The sequence below is a fragment of the Microbispora oryzae genome (assembly GCF_017896165.1).
GTDB lineage: Bacteria > Actinomycetota > Actinomycetes > Streptosporangiales > Streptosporangiaceae > Microbispora > Microbispora oryzae.
Map to the genome: position 1 here is coordinate 1 of NZ_JAFCNB010000015.1, position 17,460 is coordinate 17,460.

Annotated in this window: 17 protein-coding genes and 1 pseudogene; 12 read left to right on the forward strand and 6 right to left on the reverse strand. The window is 71.4% G+C overall.

What is annotated here, in order from left to right; translation table 11 throughout:
* A pseudogene (locus JOL79_RS34305) lies at positions 1-152 on the reverse strand (family 1 glycosylhydrolase); the annotation flags it as partial.
* Positions 153-1,071: 919 nt separating this feature from the next.
* Here JOL79_RS34305 and dnaK point away from each other — a divergent pair.
* The 6 genes from dnaK to JOL79_RS23915 all read left to right on the forward strand — a co-directional run bounded on the left by dnaK (position 1,072) and on the right by JOL79_RS23915 (position 8,190).
* On the forward strand, positions 1,072-2,988 hold the full coding sequence (dnaK, locus tag JOL79_RS23890) for a molecular chaperone DnaK (RefSeq protein ID WP_210158140.1): 1,917 nt from the start codon (positions 1,072-1,074) through the stop codon (positions 2,986-2,988).
* Positions 2,989-3,061: 73 nt separating this feature from the next.
* Positions 3,062-3,535 (forward strand): nucleotide exchange factor GrpE, encoded by a 474-nt coding sequence (locus tag JOL79_RS23895; protein ID WP_210158141.1) that lies wholly within the window; start codon positions 3,062-3,064, stop codon positions 3,533-3,535.
* The gene (locus JOL79_RS23900) at positions 3,535-4,506 is read left to right on the forward strand and encodes a DnaJ C-terminal domain-containing protein (RefSeq protein WP_210158142.1); all 972 of its coding nucleotides are present in this window, start codon (positions 3,535-3,537) and stop codon (positions 4,504-4,506) included. Before JOL79_RS23895 ends, JOL79_RS23900 begins: the two co-directional genes overlap by 1 nt.
* Complete coding sequence (locus JOL79_RS34310; RefSeq protein ID WP_210158143.1) at positions 4,503-4,850, forward strand: chaperone modulator CbpM; 348 nt, start codon at positions 4,503-4,505, stop codon at positions 4,848-4,850. Before JOL79_RS23900 ends, JOL79_RS34310 begins: the two co-directional genes overlap by 4 nt.
* Complete coding sequence (gene clpB / locus JOL79_RS23910) at positions 4,841-7,459, forward strand: ATP-dependent chaperone ClpB (RefSeq protein WP_210158144.1); 2,619 nt, start codon at positions 4,841-4,843, stop codon at positions 7,457-7,459. The genes JOL79_RS34310 and clpB overlap by 10 nt, the downstream gene beginning before the upstream one ends.
* A gap of 29 nt (positions 7,460-7,488) precedes the next feature.
* Positions 7,489-8,190 (forward strand): alpha/beta fold hydrolase, encoded by a 702-nt coding sequence (locus JOL79_RS23915; protein WP_210158145.1) that lies wholly within the window; start codon positions 7,489-7,491, stop codon positions 8,188-8,190.
* A 111-nt stretch (positions 8,191-8,301) separates the two neighbouring features.
* Here JOL79_RS23915 and JOL79_RS23920 read toward each other — a convergent pair whose 3' ends face one another.
* The 5 genes from JOL79_RS23920 to JOL79_RS23940 form a co-directional block, all read right to left on the reverse strand.
* Positions 8,302-8,970, reverse strand: a complete 669-nt coding sequence (locus JOL79_RS23920; RefSeq protein ID WP_210158146.1) for a hypothetical protein — start codon at positions 8,968-8,970, stop codon at positions 8,302-8,304.
* Positions 8,971-9,202: 232 nt separating this feature from the next.
* Positions 9,203-9,859, reverse strand: coding sequence for a fasciclin domain-containing protein (locus tag JOL79_RS23925; RefSeq protein WP_210158147.1), 657 nt, complete (start codon positions 9,857-9,859; stop codon positions 9,203-9,205).
* 101 nt (positions 9,860-9,960) lie between these two features.
* A complete protein-coding gene (locus tag JOL79_RS23930) occupies positions 9,961-10,710 on the reverse strand; it encodes a hypothetical protein (protein WP_210158148.1) in 750 nt (249 codons plus the stop codon).
* Between the two features lie 144 nt (positions 10,711-10,854).
* Positions 10,855-11,079 carry a type II toxin-antitoxin system HicB family antitoxin gene (locus tag JOL79_RS23935; RefSeq protein WP_210158149.1) on the reverse strand — a complete coding sequence of 75 codons (225 nt, stop codon included), beginning with the start codon at positions 11,077-11,079 and terminating at the stop codon, positions 10,855-10,857.
* Positions 11,080-11,160: 81 nt separating this feature from the next.
* Positions 11,161-11,991, reverse strand: coding sequence for a helix-turn-helix transcriptional regulator (locus tag JOL79_RS23940; protein WP_210158150.1), 831 nt, complete (start codon positions 11,989-11,991; stop codon positions 11,161-11,163).
* Positions 11,992-12,169: 178 nt separating this feature from the next.
* Here JOL79_RS23940 and JOL79_RS23945 point away from each other — a divergent pair, with 178 nt between their 5' ends.
* The 6 genes from JOL79_RS23945 (at position 12,170) to pgi (ending at position 17,400) form a co-directional block, all read left to right on the forward strand.
* Positions 12,170-12,454, forward strand: coding sequence for a DUF427 domain-containing protein (locus tag JOL79_RS23945; protein WP_210158151.1), 285 nt, complete (start codon positions 12,170-12,172; stop codon positions 12,452-12,454).
* 116 nt (positions 12,455-12,570) lie between these two features.
* Positions 12,571-13,032: a MarR family winged helix-turn-helix transcriptional regulator gene (locus tag JOL79_RS23950; RefSeq protein ID WP_307848694.1), complete on the forward strand. Its 462-nt coding sequence runs from the start codon at positions 12,571-12,573 to the stop codon at positions 13,030-13,032.
* Positions 13,029-13,835: an ABC transporter ATP-binding protein gene (locus tag JOL79_RS23955; protein ID WP_210158152.1), complete on the forward strand. Its 807-nt coding sequence runs from the start codon at positions 13,029-13,031 to the stop codon at positions 13,833-13,835. Before JOL79_RS23950 ends, JOL79_RS23955 begins: the two co-directional genes overlap by 4 nt.
* Positions 13,795-14,619, forward strand: a complete 825-nt coding sequence (locus tag JOL79_RS23960) for an ABC transporter permease (RefSeq protein ID WP_210158153.1) — start codon at positions 13,795-13,797, stop codon at positions 14,617-14,619. The genes JOL79_RS23955 and JOL79_RS23960 overlap by 41 nt, the downstream gene beginning before the upstream one ends.
* A gap of 189 nt (positions 14,620-14,808) precedes the next feature.
* Positions 14,809-15,645, forward strand: coding sequence for an ACT domain-containing protein (locus tag JOL79_RS23965; RefSeq protein WP_210158154.1), 837 nt, complete (start codon positions 14,809-14,811; stop codon positions 15,643-15,645).
* A gap of 129 nt (positions 15,646-15,774) precedes the next feature.
* Positions 15,775-17,400 carry a glucose-6-phosphate isomerase gene (pgi, locus tag JOL79_RS23970; RefSeq protein WP_210158155.1) on the forward strand — a complete coding sequence of 542 codons (1,626 nt, stop codon included), beginning with the start codon at positions 15,775-15,777 and terminating at the stop codon, positions 17,398-17,400.
* Positions 17,401-17,460 lie beyond the last annotated feature (60 nt).

Consider the following 17,460-nt stretch of genomic DNA (forward strand, 5'->3'; position numbering starts at 1 on the left):
GTCCCGTCGGGGAACACCCGCGGCCAGGCCACCGAGAACCGGTAGGCCCCCGCCCCCAGCTCCTTCATCAGATCGACATCCTCCCGCCAGCGGTAATAGTGATCGCAGGCGAACTCACCGGACTCGCTTCCCGCCACCGCGCCGGGCACCCGGCGATCGATGCTGGATCCGGCGGAGGAAGACCCGCGCGACCGGCTCGGCCGCGGCGCCCCCACACGCGAGGATCCTCCGGGAAGCCTCCCCCTCCCTGGAGAGGCGTGCCCATGGCACTGTCCGTGCCCAGGCCCCGATGGCACGCGTAACTCTCGAGCCGGCGCGTTGGCGCGACAGGCACTCGTGTTCTCCTCCGGCATCGGAAAGTACAGGTGACTGGCGAGACGTGCGGCACGACTCCGGTGACGAAAGAGCGTCACCTGAGACGGCAATCTCACATAATTGCCAACCTCTATGTCAAGTCAGGCTCAGATAACGAGACGCAAATGACTATACCTTGAAACCTTAATCGAACTTTAAATTGAAACCGGTTACAAAAATTCGCGGACGGGCGGGCCGGGACGGAGATCGCCACGGGTGGCGACGGGTTCCTCTCCTCGCGCGGCACTCACGCGGCACTCACGCGGCACCCACGCGGTGAGGCTTCCGCCGGCAGCCCTTGGACGGCCTCCGCACGGCCCCCCGACGCTCCGCGACCTCGTTACGCCCGTCACCGGAGTGCCCACTTTGCCCAAGCTTGCCGGGCAATTTGATCGGGCGGGTATTCGGTGGCGATAACGCCGACAGGCGCATGGGCACAATTCGGGTGAACCGCTCCAAGGGCGGACGTCTTTCGTGTGAGCCCACGGGCTCGCATTGATCACGTGACTCTGCGTCACGAGAAGCGAGCGGGACGAGACGGTATCCGGCGGTCATCGCGCCGCATTGCAGCGGAAGCAGTCGTCGGCGCCCCCCATCGGCGGCTCACCCCTGGGGCGCCCCGGCGGACGCGGCCGCCGTTCGCCCGACTGGACCGGCCGGACCGCCGAGGCAGCCCACGCGGCCGAGCCCGCGCGAGGACGCGAAGGGGATGAGGAGATGGCGAAGGCAGTGGGCATCGACCTCGGCACCACCAACTCGGTCATCGCGACCACCCAGGACGGTCAGCCGGACGTCGTCGCCAACGCCGAAGGGTCGCGGACGACTCCGTCCGTGGTGGCGTTCACCGATCAGGGCGAGGTGCTGGTCGGGCAGATGGCCCGCCGTCAGGCGATTCTCAACCCGAAGGGCACGATCTACTCGGCCAAGCGCTTCATCGGGCGGCGGTTCGACGAGGTCCAGGACGAGATCAAGGCGGTCTCGTTCGACGTGGTGCCGGGGCCGGACGGCGCCGCCCGCTTCGATGTGCGGGGCAAGCGGTACGCCCCCGAGGAGATCTCGGCGTTCGTGCTGCGCAAGCTCGTCGCCGACGCCGGGAAGTATCTGGGCGAGAAGGTGACCGAGGCGGTCATCACCGTGCCCGCCTACTTCAACGACGCCCAGCGGCAGGCCACCAAGGACGCCGGGAAGATCGCCGGGCTGGAGGTCCTGCGCATCATCAACGAGCCGACCGCCGCCGCGCTGGCGTACGGGCTCGACAAGAAGGGAAACGAGACGGTCCTCGTCTTCGACCTGGGCGGCGGGACCTTCGACGTGAGCGTGCTCGACATCGGCGAGGGCGTCATCGAGGTCCGCGCCACGTCGGGCGACACCCACCTGGGCGGCGACGACTTCGACCGCCGCGTCGTCGACCATCTCGCCGACGAGTTCCAGCGGCTGGAGGGCATCGACCTGCGGCGCGACCCGCAGGCGCTGCAGCGGCTCTTCGAGGCCGCCGAGAAGGCCAAGGTGGAGCTGTCCGCGGTCGCACAGACACAGGTCAGCCTCCCCTTCATCACCGCCGACGCCAACGGGCCCAAGCACCTCAGCACCACCCTGATGCGGTCGACGTTCGAGGAGATCACGCATGACCTGATCGAGCGTCTCAGGGCGCCGGTCGAGCAGGCCATGTCGGACGCCAAGCTCACCTCCGACGATCTCGACGAGGTCATCCTGGTCGGCGGCGCCACCCGGACACCGGCCGTCCAGCGCCTCGTGCGCCGCCTGACCGGCCGCGAGCCGAACATGACCGTCAACCCCGACGAGGTGGTGGCGCTGGGCGCGGCCGTGCAGGCGGCGATCATCAAGGGCGAGCTCAAGGACGTCGTGCTGCTCGACGTCACCCCGCTGTCGCTCGGCGTCGAGACCCTGGGCGGGGTCATGACGAAGATCATCGAGCGGAACACGACGATCCCGGCCCGCCGTACGGAGACGTTCAGCACCGCCGACGACAACCAGTCGGCCGTGGACGTGGTCATCCTGCAGGGCGAGCGCGAGCGGGCGGCGGACAACCGCGTGCTCGGCCGGTTCCGGCTGGAGAACATCAGGCCCGCCCCGCGCGGCGTGCCGCAGGTCGAGGTCACCTTCGACATCGACGCCAACGGCATCCTGAACGTCTCCGCCAAGGACAAGGACACCGGCGCCGAGCAGCGCGTGACGATCAGCGAGAGCTCCAACCTGGACCGGAGCGAGATCGACCGGATGGTCGCCGACGCCGAACGGCACCGCGCGGAGGACGCCCGGATCCGGGAGACGATCGACGCGCGCAATGAGCTCGACTCGATCGCCTACCAGGTCGAACGGCGCGTCGCCGAGCTGGGCGACGCCGTGCCGCTCCACGAGAAGGCCCGCGCCGACCAGCTCGTGGTGGAGGCCCGGCAGTCCGTCAAGGAGGAGGTGCCGCTCGACCGGATGCGCTCGCTCACGGCCGAGCTGCAGCAGGTCTACCACGGCCTCGGCGTGACCGCCCCCAGTGCGGGTGCCAGTGGCGGTCACGGCGGCCCCGGTCCCGGCTCCGCGCGTGGGCCGCGGGAGGAGGGCCGGCCCGGGCCGGAAGACGAGGACGTCATCGACGCGGAGTTCACGAGCCCGGAGTGACATGACCGACCGCACGCCAGAGCCACCACGACAGGAAGCGCCACAGACGGCGCCACCGGAAGCTCCACAGCCAATGCGGCCGCAGCCGCAGCCGGAGGCAGGGACGGGGCCGCCCGACGAGGTCGCCGAGCTGCGGGACCGGTGGCTGCGGGCCGTCGCCGATCTCGACAACGCGCGCAAGCGCGCGGCCCAGGAGCTCGACCGGCAACGGGAGGCCGAGCGGGCCCGGGTCGCGGCCGAGTGGCTCCCGGTCGTCGACAACCTGGAGCTGGCGCTCCAGCACGCGGAGGGGGACGCGGGCGCCGTGATCGAGGGCGTGCGCGCGGTCCGCGACCAGGCCGTCGGCGTGCTGCGGAGTCTCGGCTACCCGCGCCGGGACGATCTCGGGGCGCGGTTCGACCCGTCCTGTCACGAGGCGGTGAGCACGGCGGACACCCCCGGCGCCGAGCCGGGCACCGTGGTGGCCGTCGTGCGGCCCGGCTACGGCGACGCCACCCGCCAGCTGCGGCCCGCGTCCGTGGTCGTCGCCACCGGGACGGCGGACTGATGGCGGCCGGGGACTTCTACGAGGCTCTCGGCGTGCCGAGGACGGCGAGCCAGGAGGAGATCCAGCGGGCCTATCGCCGGCTGGCCCGCGCCTATCACCCCGACGTCAACAAGGACCCCGGCGCCGAGGACCGGTTCAAGGAGGTCTCCGAGGCGTACGAGGTGCTGTCCGACCCGGCGACGCGGCGCCGGTACGACGCCTTCGGGCCCGGCTTCCGCCAGGTGCCCGAGGACGTGGACCCCGCGGCGTACGCGCGGGCCCGCGCCGGGGCGGCCCCCGGCCGGGCCCGCGGTCCCGGCGGGGAGGAGATCCGGTTCGGCGCAGGCGAGGGCTTCGAAGGCATCGATCTGGAGGACCTGCTCGGCGGCGTGTTCGGCGGCCGGGGCGGGGCGGACCGTGCCCGCCGCCGCTGGGGCCCGGTCCCGGGAGGCGACCAGGAGGCCGAGTTGCCGCTCACGGTCGAGGAGGCCTACCGCGGTGGACGCCGAGCCATCACCCTGCCCGGCCGGGGCGGGACCCGCCGTTTCGAGGTGAACATCCCCGCCGGGGTGACCGACGGCCAGCGCGTCCGGCTCGCCGGGCAGGGCGGTACGGGCAGCGGAGGCGCGCCGCCGGGCGACCTCTACCTCGTCGTCCGGATCTCCCCGCATCCCCGCTACCGGGTCGAAGGGCGCGACATCCACGTCGACCTGCCGCTGGCTCCCTGGGAGGCCGCGCTCGGCGCCACCGTCGCCGTCGAGACGCCGGGCGGCGAGACGAAGGTCAGGGTGCCGCCGGGCACCTCGTCGGGGCGCCGCCTGCGGCTCCGCGGACAGGGCATGCCCAACCCGCGCGGCACTCCCGGCGACGTCCTGGCCGAAGCGCGGATCGTGGTTCCCCGCGCGCCGACGGACGCGGAGCGCCGCCTGTTCGAGCAGCTGGCCAGTGTGTCGGAATTCGATCCCCGCGGTGTCCCGAGGAGGCGGCCGTGACCCAGGCGACCCAGGCGAACCAGACCACCCAGTCGGCCCAGCCACTCGTACCGCTCCCGCACAGGAGGCTCGAATCCTTCTCGCGGGCGGCCGGACTGCATCCGGACCTGGTCCGCAGGCTGGTCGCCCTCGGCCTGCTCGAGGCGTGGCGGGACGCGTCCGGCGACCTGTGCTTCCCGCCGTCCCAGGTCGCCGCCGCGCGACGGCTGCAGCGCCTGCACGCCGGTTTCGCCGTCAACTACGCCTCGCTCGGGCTGGTGGCCGACCTCCTCGACCGCATCGCGGAACTCGAGGCCGCCCTCCGGGCCCGTACGGGAACCACTGGAGGCACGCCGTGGACCTGAACCGCCTCACGCAGAAGTCGCAGGAGGCCCTGCACGACGCCCAGACCGCCGCGGGCCGGTACGGCCACCAGGAGGTGGACGGCGAACACCTGCTGCTTGCCCTGCTGCGCCAGCCCGAGGGGCTCGTGCCGCGGCTCCTGGCCCGGGCGGGGGCCGATCCCGACAAGCTGCGGCTGGAGGTCGAGTCGGAGCTGGACCGGCGGCCGCGGGTCGGCGGGCCGGGCGCCGCACCCGGGCAGGTGTACGTCACCCAGAGGCTGTCCCGGCTACTGGACGCCGCGGAACGGGAGGCCGGGAGGCTGAGGGACGAGTACGTCTCGGTCGAGCATCTGCTGGCCGCGCTGGTGGAAGAGGGGGTCGACTCCGCCGCCGGCCGCCTGCTGCGCGGCCAGGGGCTGAGCCGGGACCGCCTGCTGGAGATCCTGGCCCAGGTGCGCGGCAACCAGCGGGTGACCTCCGCCAACCCCGAGGTCGCCTACGAGGCGCTGGAGAAGTACGGGCGAGACCTGGTGGCGGCGGCCCGGGCGGACAAACTCGAACCGGTCATCGGCCGGGACGGCGAGATCCGGCGGGTGGTGCAGATCCTTTCGCGCAAGACCAAGAACAACCCGGTGCTGATCGGCGACCCCGGCGTCGGCAAGACGGCGATCGTGGAGGGCCTCGCCCAGCGGATCGCCCGCGGAGACGTGCCCGAGGGGCTCAAGGACAAGACGATCTTCAGCCTGGACCTGGGCGCGCTGCTCGCCGGCGCCAAGTACCGCGGCGAGTTCGAGGAACGGCTGCGGGCCGTGCTGACCGAGGTGACCTCGTCGGAGGGGCGGATCCTGCTGTTCCTCGACGAGGTGCACACCGTGGTGGGGGCGGGCGCCGCGGAGGGCGCCATGGACGCGGGCAACATGCTGAAGCCGATGCTGGCCCGCGGCGAGCTGCACATGATCGGCGCGACCACGGTCGGCGAGTATCGCAAGCACATCGAGAAGGATGCCGCCCTGGAGCGCCGGTTCCAGCCCGTCTTCGTCGACGAGCCGTCGGTGGAGGACTCGATCTCGATCCTGCGCGGGCTGCGCGAGCGGCTTGAGGTCTTCCACGGCGTGAAGATCCAGGACTCCGCGATCATCGCGGCGGTGGTGCTCAGCCACCGTTACATCTCCGACCGCTTCCTGCCGGACAAGGCGATCGACCTGGTCGACGAGGCCTGCGCGATGCTCCGTACGGAGATCGACTCGATGCCGGCCGAGCTGGACGAGCTGACCCGCCGGGTGATGCGGCTGGAGATCGAGGACGCCGCGCTGGCCAAGGAGGACGACCCGGCGAGCGCGGAACGCCTGGAGACCCTCCGCAGGGAGCTGACCGACCTGCGGGCGCAGGCCGGCGCCATGCGCGCCCAGTGGGAGGCCGAGCGGCACGCCGTACGGAGGGCGCAGCAGCTCCGACAGGAGATCGAGGCGATGCGGCGCGAGGCCGAGCAGGCCGAGCGCGAGTACGACCTCAACCGCGCGGCCGAGCTGCGGCACGGCAGGCTGCCCGAGCTGGAACGCAGGCTGCGCGCGGCCGAGGAGCAGCTGGAGAGCAAGCAGAACGGTCACCGGCTGCTGCGCGAGGTGGTGACCGAGAACGAGATCGCGGGCATCGTGTCGCGGTGGACCGGCATCCCGGTCAGCCGCCTGCAGGAGGGTGAGCGGGAGAAGCTGCTGCGGCTCGACGAGATCCTGCACGAGCGGGTGATCGGTCAGGACGAGGCGGTCCAGGCCGTCGCCGACGCGATCATCCGGGCCCGGTCGGGCATCAGGGACCCCCGCCGGCCGATCGGCTCGTTCATCTTCCTCGGGCCGACCGGAGTCGGGAAGACGGAGCTGGCCAAGGCCCTGGCCGAGGCGCTGTTCGACACCGAGGACAACATGATCCGGGTCGACATGAGCGAGTATCAGGAGCGGCACACCGTCAGCCGCCTGGTCGGCGCCCCTCCCGGCTACGTGGGCTACGAGGAGGGCGGCCAGCTCACCGAGGCGGTCCGGCGCAAGCCGTACTCCGTCGTGCTGTTCGACGAGATCGAGAAGGCCCACCCGGACGTGTTCAACACCCTGCTGCAGGTGCTCGACGACGGGCGGCTCACCGACGCCCAGGGCCGTACGGCCGACTTCCGCAACACGATTCTGATCATGACGTCCAACATCGGATCGCCGTACCTGATGGAGCGTCCCGGACCGGCGGGCGAGATCGACCCCGAGGCGCGCGAGCTCGTCATGGGGGAGCTGCGGGCGCGGTTCCGCCCCGAGTTCCTCAACCGCATCGATGAGACGGTCCTGTTCACGCCGCTGACCGAGCCGGAGATCGCGCGGATCGTCCAGCTGATGTTCGGCGAGATCCGCGAGCGGCTGGCCGAGCGCCGGATGACGCTGGACATCACCAAGGAGGCGACCGGGTTCATCGCCCGGCAGGGGTTCGACCCCGTGTACGGCGCGCGCCCGCTGCGCCGGTTCATCGCCCGCGACGTCGAGACCCGCATCGCCCGGGCCCTGGTGGCGGGCGACGTCCGCGACGGCGCCCTGATCCGGGTCGACCTCGTCGGCGGCGCCCTCGTGGTCGCCTACGACAACCCGCGGGAGTGACGCCGGACCGCCGGCGGTAGGGTCCGCGCATGGTCGATCAGCACACCGCCGGTCAGCACACCGTCGCCACGAACGGGATCCGGACGGCGTACCGCGTCTGGGGCGAGGAGGGGTCCTCCCCCGTCGTACTGCTGCACGCGCTCGGCGAGGACGCGGCCGGCTGGGACCGGGTGGCCTCGGAGATCGCCGCCGCCGGGCACCGGGTGTACGGCCCTGACCTGCGGGGGCACGGCGGCAGCGAGTGGCCGGGGGTTTACTCGTTGGAGCTGATGCGCGACGACGTGGCCGCGCTGCTCGACGCCCTGGGGCTCGACCAGGTTGATCTGGTCGGGCACTCGATGGGCGGAGCGGTGGCCTACCTGTTCGCCCAGGCGCAGCCCCGCCGGGTGCGGCGGCTGGTGCTTGAGGACGTGCCGCCGCCGCTGCCCAGGCCCAGGACCGTCCCGGAGCGGCCGGAGGGTCCGCTCGCCTTCGACTGGGCGATGGTCACGGCCGTGCGGGCGCAGATCGACGACCCCGACCCCGCCTGGCTTGACGGGCTCCGCCGGATCACCGCCCCGGCTCTGGTCGTCGCGGGTGGCCCGGACAGCCACATCCCGCAGGAACGGACCGCCCGGATGCCGGAGTGGATCCCCGACTGCCGCGTGGTCACGATCCCCGCCGGGCACCTCGTCCACGCGATGGCGCCCGGCCCGTTCCTCGATGCCGTGCTCGCCTTTCTCCACGGCTGACCGCGGCGTGCGCGGCGGGCCGCCGGTCCTCCCGTACCCGCCGGGAACGACCGCCGGGAACGACAGGGGGTGAGCCGGCGCGCCCGGCTCACCCCTGTCCGCTCCGACGGTTCAGCTCCAGTCGCTCCACCAGTCGTCGTCCTTGCCGGCGGACTTCTTGGCGTCCTTGCTCAGCGCCCGGCCGGTGTCCTTCGCCTTGGCCTTGGCCTGGTCCTTGACCTTGGGCCAGGCGAAGGAGCTGGCGAACTGCTCGCCGAAGACCGCCGGCATCATCGACTGCTTGCCCGGGGCCTTCGAGGAGGAGGAGTTCAGCGGCTTGTTGGCCTTGGTGATGGTGGGAATGCCGAACCCGTCGTTCGCTGCGTCGTCCTTGGCCGGCGCGGAGTCGTCCCTGTCCGGCATGCTGTCGCCCTTCTCGGGCGCGTAGTCGCCGGTGATCTTCGGCTTGCTGCCGCCGAAGCTCATCGGCTTGTTGCCGCCGGTCAGGAAGACGTCCTGCGGCCCGCCTTCGCCGCTGCCGCCGTCGCCGTTGGCGTTCTGGCGAGGCTGGGTGCTCCCGGAGGACGTGGGGCCGACCTTGGTGCCCTTGCCCTTGAGCAGCTCCATCGCCTTGCCGGCGATCAGCTCGGGCTCCTCCGGGTTCTTCATGGCGAGCTGTGCGATCTGCTTGCCCGGCGCGACGCCGGCCTTGGCGCCCGAGGCCGGCACCGGGTCGGCGGGCGTGGACGAGACCGGGCTGGACAGAAGGGCCGCAGCAATGACAGCCGTGCATATAGGCATGAGATTCCCCCGTTGATGGTTGGACGGTACGAGCACGACGCTATGCGTCGCATGACGGGCGATCACGGACCCGACGCTCAGTGTCCGGTCAAATAAGAGGATCAGCCGCTTCAGGGACATTGATCGCGCAATCATCCGCGGGACCGCCGCCCGGGAGCAGCCGGAGACGCGAACGAGGGGCGAGCCGCACGGCGGCTCGCCCCTCGGAAGGCATGCTGATTCGAGGCCGGGATCACCTCGGCATGAGAACCTTGTCGATCATGTAGACGGTGGCGTTGCGGGTCGACACGTTTCCGCAGACGATGTTCGCGTCGTTGACCTTGAGGTTGTCCCCGGAGCCGGAAACCGTCAGATCGCTGCCCTGCAGGCTGCTGACCTTCCCGCTCTGCAGGTCCGACGGCGACTTACGCCCCTTGACCACGTGGTAGCTGAGCAGCGTGGTGAGCGCCTTGCGGTCGGCCAGCACCTGGTCGAGCTTCTTCTTCGGGATCTTGTCGAACGCCTCGTTGGTCGGGGCGAACACCGTGATGCCGTCCGCGGCGTTGAGCGTCTCGACCAGACCGGCCTTCTTCACGGCCTTCGCGAGGGTCGACAGCGACGGGATCGACGCGAGCGCGGTGGCCACCGGCTGCTTCGCCACCTCCGCGGCGCTGCCCGGACCCGAGGCGGGCAGCGAGGAACAGCCCGGGCCGAAGGGCGTCGCCGACGCCCCGGGCGACGCGGTGGCCGACTCGCTCTGGCTGGTCTCCGCGGTGGCGCCTTCGGAGGCGGTCTCCGATTCGTTGGCGGCGGCCGGGGCCGCCGACGTGGTGGCGCTCTGGCCGCCGCATGACGTGCACAGCGCCAGCGCCGCGGCGAAGGCGGACAGGGCGAGAAGACGTGACTTCATTTGCTTCGTGTTCCTTCGTAGATGAGAGGTCGATGCGGGTCGGCGGCCGGGAACGGTCCAAACAGGACACCGGCGACGCCCGCGTGAGCGGGCCGGGACCGTCAGCGCCCCGGCTTCGCCGGCCGCTTCACGTGGTGCGCGACGGCCCGATGGCGGGTCTTGGTGAACACCGGGTACACCTTCGCCACCTGTACGCCGTCTCCGGAGTGCAGGACGAACGGCTTCAGCGGGACACCGCTGGTGGTCCCGGACAGGGCCGGGTCGATCAGCAGGTCATGTGTCCTCGGGTCGAACATCGACGCGAGCGCGTCACCGGTCGTCCGCGTCTTGGCCGGGGTCCCGCCAGGGGCCTTCTGGGCGACCGCGGCGTTCTGGCCACCCACGGCCTGCGCCGGCATAACGGGGGCGGCGACCTGCGGCACGTTCCCCGCCTGCGCCGCGCCGGACACCTGCGGCAGATCCAGGGCCGGCTTGGTGACCGGCTTGGTCACCGGCATGGCGGCCGGCTTCGTGATCGGCTTGGTGATCGGCTTGATCACCGGCATGGCGGCCGGCTTGGTGATCGGCATGGTGACCGGCTTGGCCACGTGCTCGGCGATCGGCTTGATGACCGGCCGCGTCGCCGGCTTCTCGGGAGCGGGCGCGATCTCGGGCTGGACCGCCTCGTGGGGGCGGGGCGGGAGTGCGGGCTTCAGCGGGAGCGTGGCCAACGGCCGGTCGGCGGCTCCCGCCGGCGTGCTGTCGATCTTCTTGGCCGCCGCCTTGGGAACCGCGGGGGGCGGCTCGGAAGGCGCGGCGGCGGCCGGCCCGGAGAGGAGGGCGGCGGTGAGTACGGCACTGCAGATGGGCATGAGACTCCCCCGAGGTCATGAACGTACGATCACGACCGTAAGCGCCGGGGGCCGGACCGCCACGCATCCGACGATCAATGTCCGGTCAAACATGGGCATCAGCGGCCTCACCGAGGAGACTCCGCCGGGAGGCCGGGAACGGCGTCAGGCCGGCATGTCGATCTCGATCGGCACTATCACCGGCTGCTCCGGGGGGACCGACGGGAGGGGGTTGTGCCGGAAGTAACGCTCCAGCTCCAGCCTGAGCCTGGTCAGCGCCTCGTCCACCGTGTGCCCCTGGCAGGCCGCCTCGACCTGCACGCACCGGGCGCGGTACCTGCCGTCCCCCTCTTTGGTGACGGTCGCCGTGAACCTCATCGTCCGTCCCATGCAGTCACCCTACGCCGGAGCCGCCAAGCGGCCTCCCGCCCCGGGGACAACTGCGGGGAGATCGTCGGCCGGACCGGCACTTCAGGAGTCGACCGCCGATGAGTCCTCGGCGAGATCCGCCAGTGCCCGCTCCGACGCGCTGTCCGGCCCCGCCAGCACGACCCCCAGGTACTGCCCGGGCGCGCCGCCCACGGTCACCATCAGATTGGTGAACGACAGCTCCCCCACCTGGGGGTGACGCACCCGCCTCATCTCCGTACCGGGACCGGGCAGCACCTCGTGCCGGGCCCACACCCGCCGGAAGTCCTCGCTCGCCTCCGTGAGCTCGTCCACGAGCTCGTGCAGCCGCGGATCGTGGCGGGCCATCGCGACGCCGGCGCGGAGCCGGGCGGTCTTGTCCCGGATGGCCTGCTCCCAGTCGGTGAAGAACTCGCGCGCCTCGGCGCTCAGGGTGATCGCCCGGATGCAGTTGTTGTAGCGGACCAACGAGCCGTAGAACCTCTGGCTCAGCGAGTTGAACGCGAGGAGGTCCAGCCGGTGGTTCATCAGGTAGGCCGGGGCGTGCCGGAAGCTCCGCATGATCTGCATCAGCCTGGGGCTCACCTCCCCGCTGACGGCCGCCATGTCGACCGGCCTTTCGGGCCCGGCGATCCGGTACAGATAATCCGTCGCCTCGTCGCCGAGACGGAACACCCGGGCCAGCGACCGCAGGACCTGGTCCGACGGACTGCGCTCCCGGCCCTGTTCGAGCCGGACGTAGTAGTCGGTGCTCACCCCGGCCAGCATCGCGACCTCCTCACGCCGCAACCCGGGCGTCCGCCGGGAGCCGGAGACGGGCAGCCCCGCCTGTGAGGGGAGAGTGGTCGCGCGCCGGGCACGGAGGAAGTCCCCGAGGAGGCACTCAATGTCCATTTGGTGAATATATGTCGGGTTTCATCGCTCGACCGGGCATCTGTCCACTGTTTTTGTCGAACCATGCCCAGACCTCGCCAAACCGGCATGGCCGGTGCCGATCCCGGCGTTACGGTGACGAACGGACTTCGAGACACGTGCCGGGACCACCCGGCACCGGAACGAGGGGAATGACGGCATGGCCAGGGCGACATGGAACGGCGTCGTCATCGCGGACAGCGAGGACACCGTGGTCGTGGAGGGCAATCACTACTTCCCCAGGGACGCCGTGAAGGCGGACGTCCTGCGGGAGTCGGACACACACAGCGTCTGCCCGTGGAAGGGGACGGCGTCCTACTACACGCTTGAGGTCGACGGCGCCACGAATGCCGACGCCGCCTGGTACTACCCGGAGCCGAAGGACGCGGCGAGCTCGATCAGGGGCCGGATCGCGTTCTGGAAGGGCGTCACCGTCACGCCCTGACGCTCCCGAGGGGGCCCCGCCACCCTCTGGGCCCCGGACCCGTCCGAGACCTCTCCGAGGGCGGTCCGGGGACCCCCCTGCCAAAATACCTCTGACTAAGAGGTAATGTCGGGCCTGTGAACGTGAACCATCTCGACGGCACGGCCGAGGAACTGTCGGCGGTCGTGCTCGGATTCCGCCGGGTGATCCGCCGCCGGCTGCGGCAGGACCTGCCCGGCCCCAGCCTGCGCGGAGCGCAGGTCGAACTGCTGCGCCTCGTCGAGACCGACCCCGGCATCGGAGTGGCCCTCGCCGCCCGCACGCTGCACCTGGCCGGCAACTCGGTGAGCACCCTGGTGAACCAGCTCGTCGAGGCCGGCATGCTGCGGCGCGAGGTGGATCCGGCCGACCGCCGCGCGGCCCGGCTCTTCGTCACCGAGGCCGCCGCCGAGCGCATGTCCCGCTGGCGCAGTGCCCGCCTGCGGCTGGTCGGCGACGCGCTGACCCGGCTGCCGGAGGACGAGATCGCCGCCGTCGAGGCGGCCCTTCCGGCCCTGCGCCACCTGATCGCCGAACTCGCCAAAGAGGAGGACGAGTGACTCCCGCCGTGCGGTGCTCCGGCGTCCGCCACGCCTTCGGCGAGACCGTCGCCGTCGACGGCCTCGACCTGGAGATCGAGCCCGGCGAGGTGTTCGGCCTGCTCGGGCCGAACGGCGCCGGGAAGACGACCACCATTCGCATGATCACCACGCTGCTGCCGGTCCCGTCGGGCACCATCGAGGTTTTGGGCCGGGACGTGGCCCGCCAGCGTACCGCCGTACGCCGCCTGATCGGCTACGTGCCGCAGCAGCTGTCGGCGGACGGCACACTCACCGGGCGGGAGAACGTCGCCCTGTTCGCCCGCCTCTACGACCTGCCGCGGCGGACGAGGGCCGCCCAGGTCACGTCCGTCCTGGAGGCGGTCGACCTGGCGGACGTCGCCGATCGTCAGGCGAAGACCTACTCCGGCGGCATGGTGCGCCGCCTCGAGCTCGCCCAGGCCCTGGTCAGCGCGCCGAGAGTGCTGATCCTCGACGAGCCGACGGTCGGCCTCGACCCGGTCGCCCGCGAAGGCGTGTGGGACCGGATCGAGGCCGTCCGGTCCGCCACCGGCATGACCGTGCTGGTCACCACCCATTCGATGCAGGAGGCCGACGAGCACTGCGAACGGGTGGCGCTGATGCACCGGGGCCGGGTGCGCACCGTGGGCTCCCCCGCCGAGCTGAAGTCGGCGCTCGGCCCCGGGGCCACGCTCGACGACGTCTTCCGCCATCACACCGGCGACGATCTCGCCGGAGATCTCGAGAACGGAGGGATGCGGGATGTCCGCGCAACTCGTCGTACCGCCCGCCGTGTCGGCTGAGCCGGGTCCGCTCGACCTGGTCCGTACGGCCGTCTCGCGCACCCTCACCATGTGCCTGGTGGAGCTGCAGAAGCTCCGCCACGACCGCACCGAGCTGGTCACCCGGGCCGTCCAGCCCGCCCTGTGGCTGCTGGTGTTCGGCCAGGTCTTCACCCGGATCCGGGCCATCCCCACCGGTTCGACGCCGTACCTCGACTTCCTGGCGCCCGGCATCCTTGCGCAGTCCGCGCTGTTCATCGCGATCTTCTACGGCATCCAGATCATCTGGGAGCGCGACGCGGGCGTGCTGTCGAAGCTGCTGGTGACTCCCACCCCGCGTATCGCGCTCGTGGCGGCGAAGGCGTTCGCAGCGGGAGTGCGGGCCGTCGCCCAGGCCGTGGTGGTGCTCCTGCTCGCGCTGCTGCTCGGCGTCCACCTCACCGCTAACCCGCTGAAGTACGCCGGGGTGGTGGTCGCCCTGCTGCTCGGATCGGCGTTCTTCTGCTGCATGTCGATCACGATCGCCGGGCTGGTCCTCTCTCGCGACCGGTTGATGGGTATCGGGCAGGCCATCACCATGCCGCTGTTCTTCGCGTCGAACGCGCTCTATCCGGTCCAGCTCATGCCGGGCTGGCTGCAGGTCGTCAACCACATCAACCCGCTGAGCTATGAGGTCGAGGCGTTGCGTGGCCTGCTCGCGGGCACCCCGGCCCGGCTCGCGCTCGACTACGGCGTGCTGGTCGCCGCGGCGACGGCGATGATCGTCATCGCGTCCGTCCTGCTTCCCCGGCTCGCCCGGAGCTGACGCCCCGCCCTCCCGCTCGCCCAGTGCTGATCAGTCCTGCCGGACACCCGGAGGAAACCGTCTCGTCGCATCCGGCACGGGCGCGGCCGTCGCGGTGAGAGTGAATTGATCGCCGGGAAACCGCACCAAGAGTAATCACGTAACGGCGGGTTGTGAGACTCGGGCGACATGAGCGAACCGAGGAAATCCGTGCACGGACGTGTCTCGCAGGCCGGCCACACGCGCACCTGGGCGCGGGAGATCGCGGAACTGGCCGCGCTCTTCGTCGCCGTCGGGCTCGCCCACGTGCTCACTACATTGCTCGGCCACCGCGACCCGGGCCCGGTCGTCCTGATCGGGGTGGGTTCGGCGCTGATCGCCGGCTCGGCCCTGCACCGCAAGCTGTCGGCCTCAGGAGGCGTAAGGGCCCGGCTGCGCCGGGGCAGGGGACGGGCCGAGGTGATGATCCTCTGGCGGGTCCGGGCCCGGGTCGCCGAGCGTCCCGGCGCGCTGGCCGCACTGTCGGGGGCCTTCGCCGCACTGCGCTGCAGCATCCTCTCCCTGCAGATCGCCCCGGCCGGCAGCGACACGCTCGCCCAGGGGGCCTGTGAGGCGCTGGACGAGTTCGTGATCGAGGCGCCGGCCCGCCTCACGTGGCACGACCTGCGGAACGCGGTCGAGCGGGCGGGAGGCGCGGACGCGGTCATCGTCCCGGCCCAGGTGAAGGATCTCATCGATCCGGGCATCCAGGCGCTCCTCTTGGCCGACCGCGTGCGGGACGACCCCGGAGAGCTCCTGCCCGCCATGCGCGAGCTGCTGCGCACCTCCGACGTCCGCTGGAACGACCCTGCCGGGACGGGACCGCACGGGGAGGCGGGGGACGAAGAGGACACCGCCCTGCGCCTCCCGGTCGACGGGGTGGGCACCCTGCTCGCCCGGCGGCCGGAGCTGCCCTTCTCGCCGACCGAGGCGGCCCGCGCGACGGCCCTCGCCGCCGCCGGACGACGCCGCCGCGCCGCCGGAGACCTGCCCCGTCAGGGCACCTGAGCTAGCGTGGCCGGCCACCGGTGACCGGATGCGTGCCGTACGGGCCACATGGGGAAGGATGCTCTCTCGGAGGACATCGGACACTGACCGCCCGGGTCGGGCGGTCACCCCGCCTGGAGGGAAACACCCATGCCGATCAGCCCGCTCCGCGACCGCGCCGCCTGGAAGGCGCTGGAGCATCACCACGCCGAGATCGGCGGCCGGCACCTGCGCGACCTCTTCGAGGAGGATCCCGGACGCGGCGAGCGCATGACGGCGGAGGCGGCCGGCCTCTACCTCGACTACTCGAAGAACCGGATCACCGACGAGACGCTGCGCCTGCTCGTCGACCTCGCCCGGGAGTCCGAGCTGGAGCAGCGCAGGGACATGATGTTCCGCGGCGACCGGATCAACGTCTCGGAGGGACGTTCGGTCCTGCACGTCGCGCTGCGCATGCCGCGCGGGTCCTCGCTCGTCGTAGACGGCGCCGACGTGGTGCCGGAGGTGCACGAGGTCCTCGACCGCATGGCCGGCTTCGCCCGGCGGGTCAGGTCGGGTGAGTGGAAGGGGCACACCGGCAAGCCGATCAGGAACATCGTCAACATCGGCATCGGCGGCTCCGACCTGGGGCCCGTCATGGCCTACGAGGCGCTGCGGCACTACAGCCGGCGCGACCTCACCTTCCGCTTCGTCTCGAACGTCGACTCGACCGACGTGGCGGAGGCGACCCGGGACCTGTTCGCCGACGAGACGCTCTTCATCGTCTCGTCCAAGACGTTCGGCACGCAGGAGACGCTCGCCAACGCCCGCTCCGCCCGCGACTGGCTGGTCGGGCAGCTGGGCACGGAGGAGGCGGTCGCCCGCCACTTCGTCGCGGTGTCCACCAACGCCGAGCGGGTGGCCGAGTTCGGCATCGACACGGAGAACATGTTCGGCTTCTGGGACTGGGTCGGCGGGCGCTACTCGATGGACTCGGCCATCGGGCTGTCGACCATGCTGGCCATCGGGCCGGACCACTTCCACGAGATGCTCGACGGCTTCCACGAGATGGACGAGCACTTCCGCACTGCCCCGCTCACGGAGAATCTGCCCGTCCTCATGGGGCTGCTCGGCGTGTGGTACGTGAACTTCTTCCAGGTGGAGAGCGTCGCCGTGCTGCCGTACGAGCAGTATCTGAAGCGGTTCCCCGCCTATCTCCAGCAGCTCACGATGGAGTCGAACGGCAAGCACGTCACGGTAGACGGCCGCACCGTCGACTACGCGACCGGGCCGGTCTACTGGGGCGAGCCGGGCACCAACGGGCAGCACAGCTTCTACCAGCTCCTCCACCAGGGCACCCGGCTCATCCCGGCCGACCTGATCGGCTTCGGCCGGACGCACAACCCGCTGGGCGCCCACCACGACCTGCTGATGGCCAACGTGTTCGCGCAGGCGCAGGCGCTCGCCTTCGGCCGTACGGAGGAGGAGGTCAGGGCCGAGGGGACGGCGCCGGAGGTCGTCCCGCACCGGGTTATGGAGGGCAACCGGCCCAGCAACGTGCTGCTGGCCGAGCTGCTCACCCCTCGCGTGCTCGGCTCCCTGGTGGCGCTCTACGAGCACATCGTCTTCACCCAGGGCGTCATCTGGGACATCGACTCCTTCGACCAGTGGGGCGTCGAGCTCGGCAAGGTGCTCGCGGGCCGGATCGCGCCGCAGCTCCAGTCGGAGGCCGAGCCCGAGCTGTCGCACGACTCGTCGACCAACGCCCTGATCCGCCGCTACCGCGGCCTGAAGTAGCGGCCGCGCCCGGAGGGAGGGGCCGGCCGCCGCCGTCCCCTCTCCCGGTCCGGGCCGCCC

Bases quoted from the DNA above. Each gene is read 5' to 3' on its own strand.
- dnaK (WP_210158140.1), top strand. From the start codon at position 1,072: ATGGCGAAGGCAGTGGGCATCGACCTCGGCACCACCAACTCGGTCATC.
- JOL79_RS23895 (WP_210158141.1), top strand. From the start codon at position 3,062: ATGCGGCCGCAGCCGCAGCCGGAGGCAGGGACGGGGCCGCCCGACGAG.
- JOL79_RS23900 (WP_210158142.1), top strand. From the start codon at position 3,535: ATGGCGGCCGGGGACTTCTACGAGGCTCTCGGCGTGCCGAGGACGGCG.
- JOL79_RS23915 (WP_210158145.1), top strand. From the start codon at position 7,489: ATGGTCGATCAGCACACCGCCGGTCAGCACACCGTCGCCACGAACGGG.
- JOL79_RS23920 (WP_210158146.1), bottom strand. From the start codon at position 8,970: ATGCCTATATGCACGGCTGTCATTGCTGCGGCCCTTCTGTCCAGCCCG.
- JOL79_RS23925 (WP_210158147.1), bottom strand. From the start codon at position 9,859: ATGAAGTCACGTCTTCTCGCCCTGTCCGCCTTCGCCGCGGCGCTGGCG.
- JOL79_RS23930 (WP_210158148.1), bottom strand. From the start codon at position 10,710: ATGCCCATCTGCAGTGCCGTACTCACCGCCGCCCTCCTCTCCGGGCCG.
- JOL79_RS23935 (WP_210158149.1), bottom strand. From the start codon at position 11,079: ATGGGACGGACGATGAGGTTCACGGCGACCGTCACCAAAGAGGGGGAC.
- JOL79_RS23940 (WP_210158150.1), bottom strand. From the start codon at position 11,991: ATGGACATTGAGTGCCTCCTCGGGGACTTCCTCCGTGCCCGGCGCGCG.
- JOL79_RS23945 (WP_210158151.1), top strand. From the start codon at position 12,170: ATGGCCAGGGCGACATGGAACGGCGTCGTCATCGCGGACAGCGAGGAC.
- JOL79_RS23960 (WP_210158153.1), top strand. From the start codon at position 13,795: ATGTCCGCGCAACTCGTCGTACCGCCCGCCGTGTCGGCTGAGCCGGGT.
- pgi (WP_210158155.1), top strand. From the start codon at position 15,775: ATGCCGATCAGCCCGCTCCGCGACCGCGCCGCCTGGAAGGCGCTGGAG.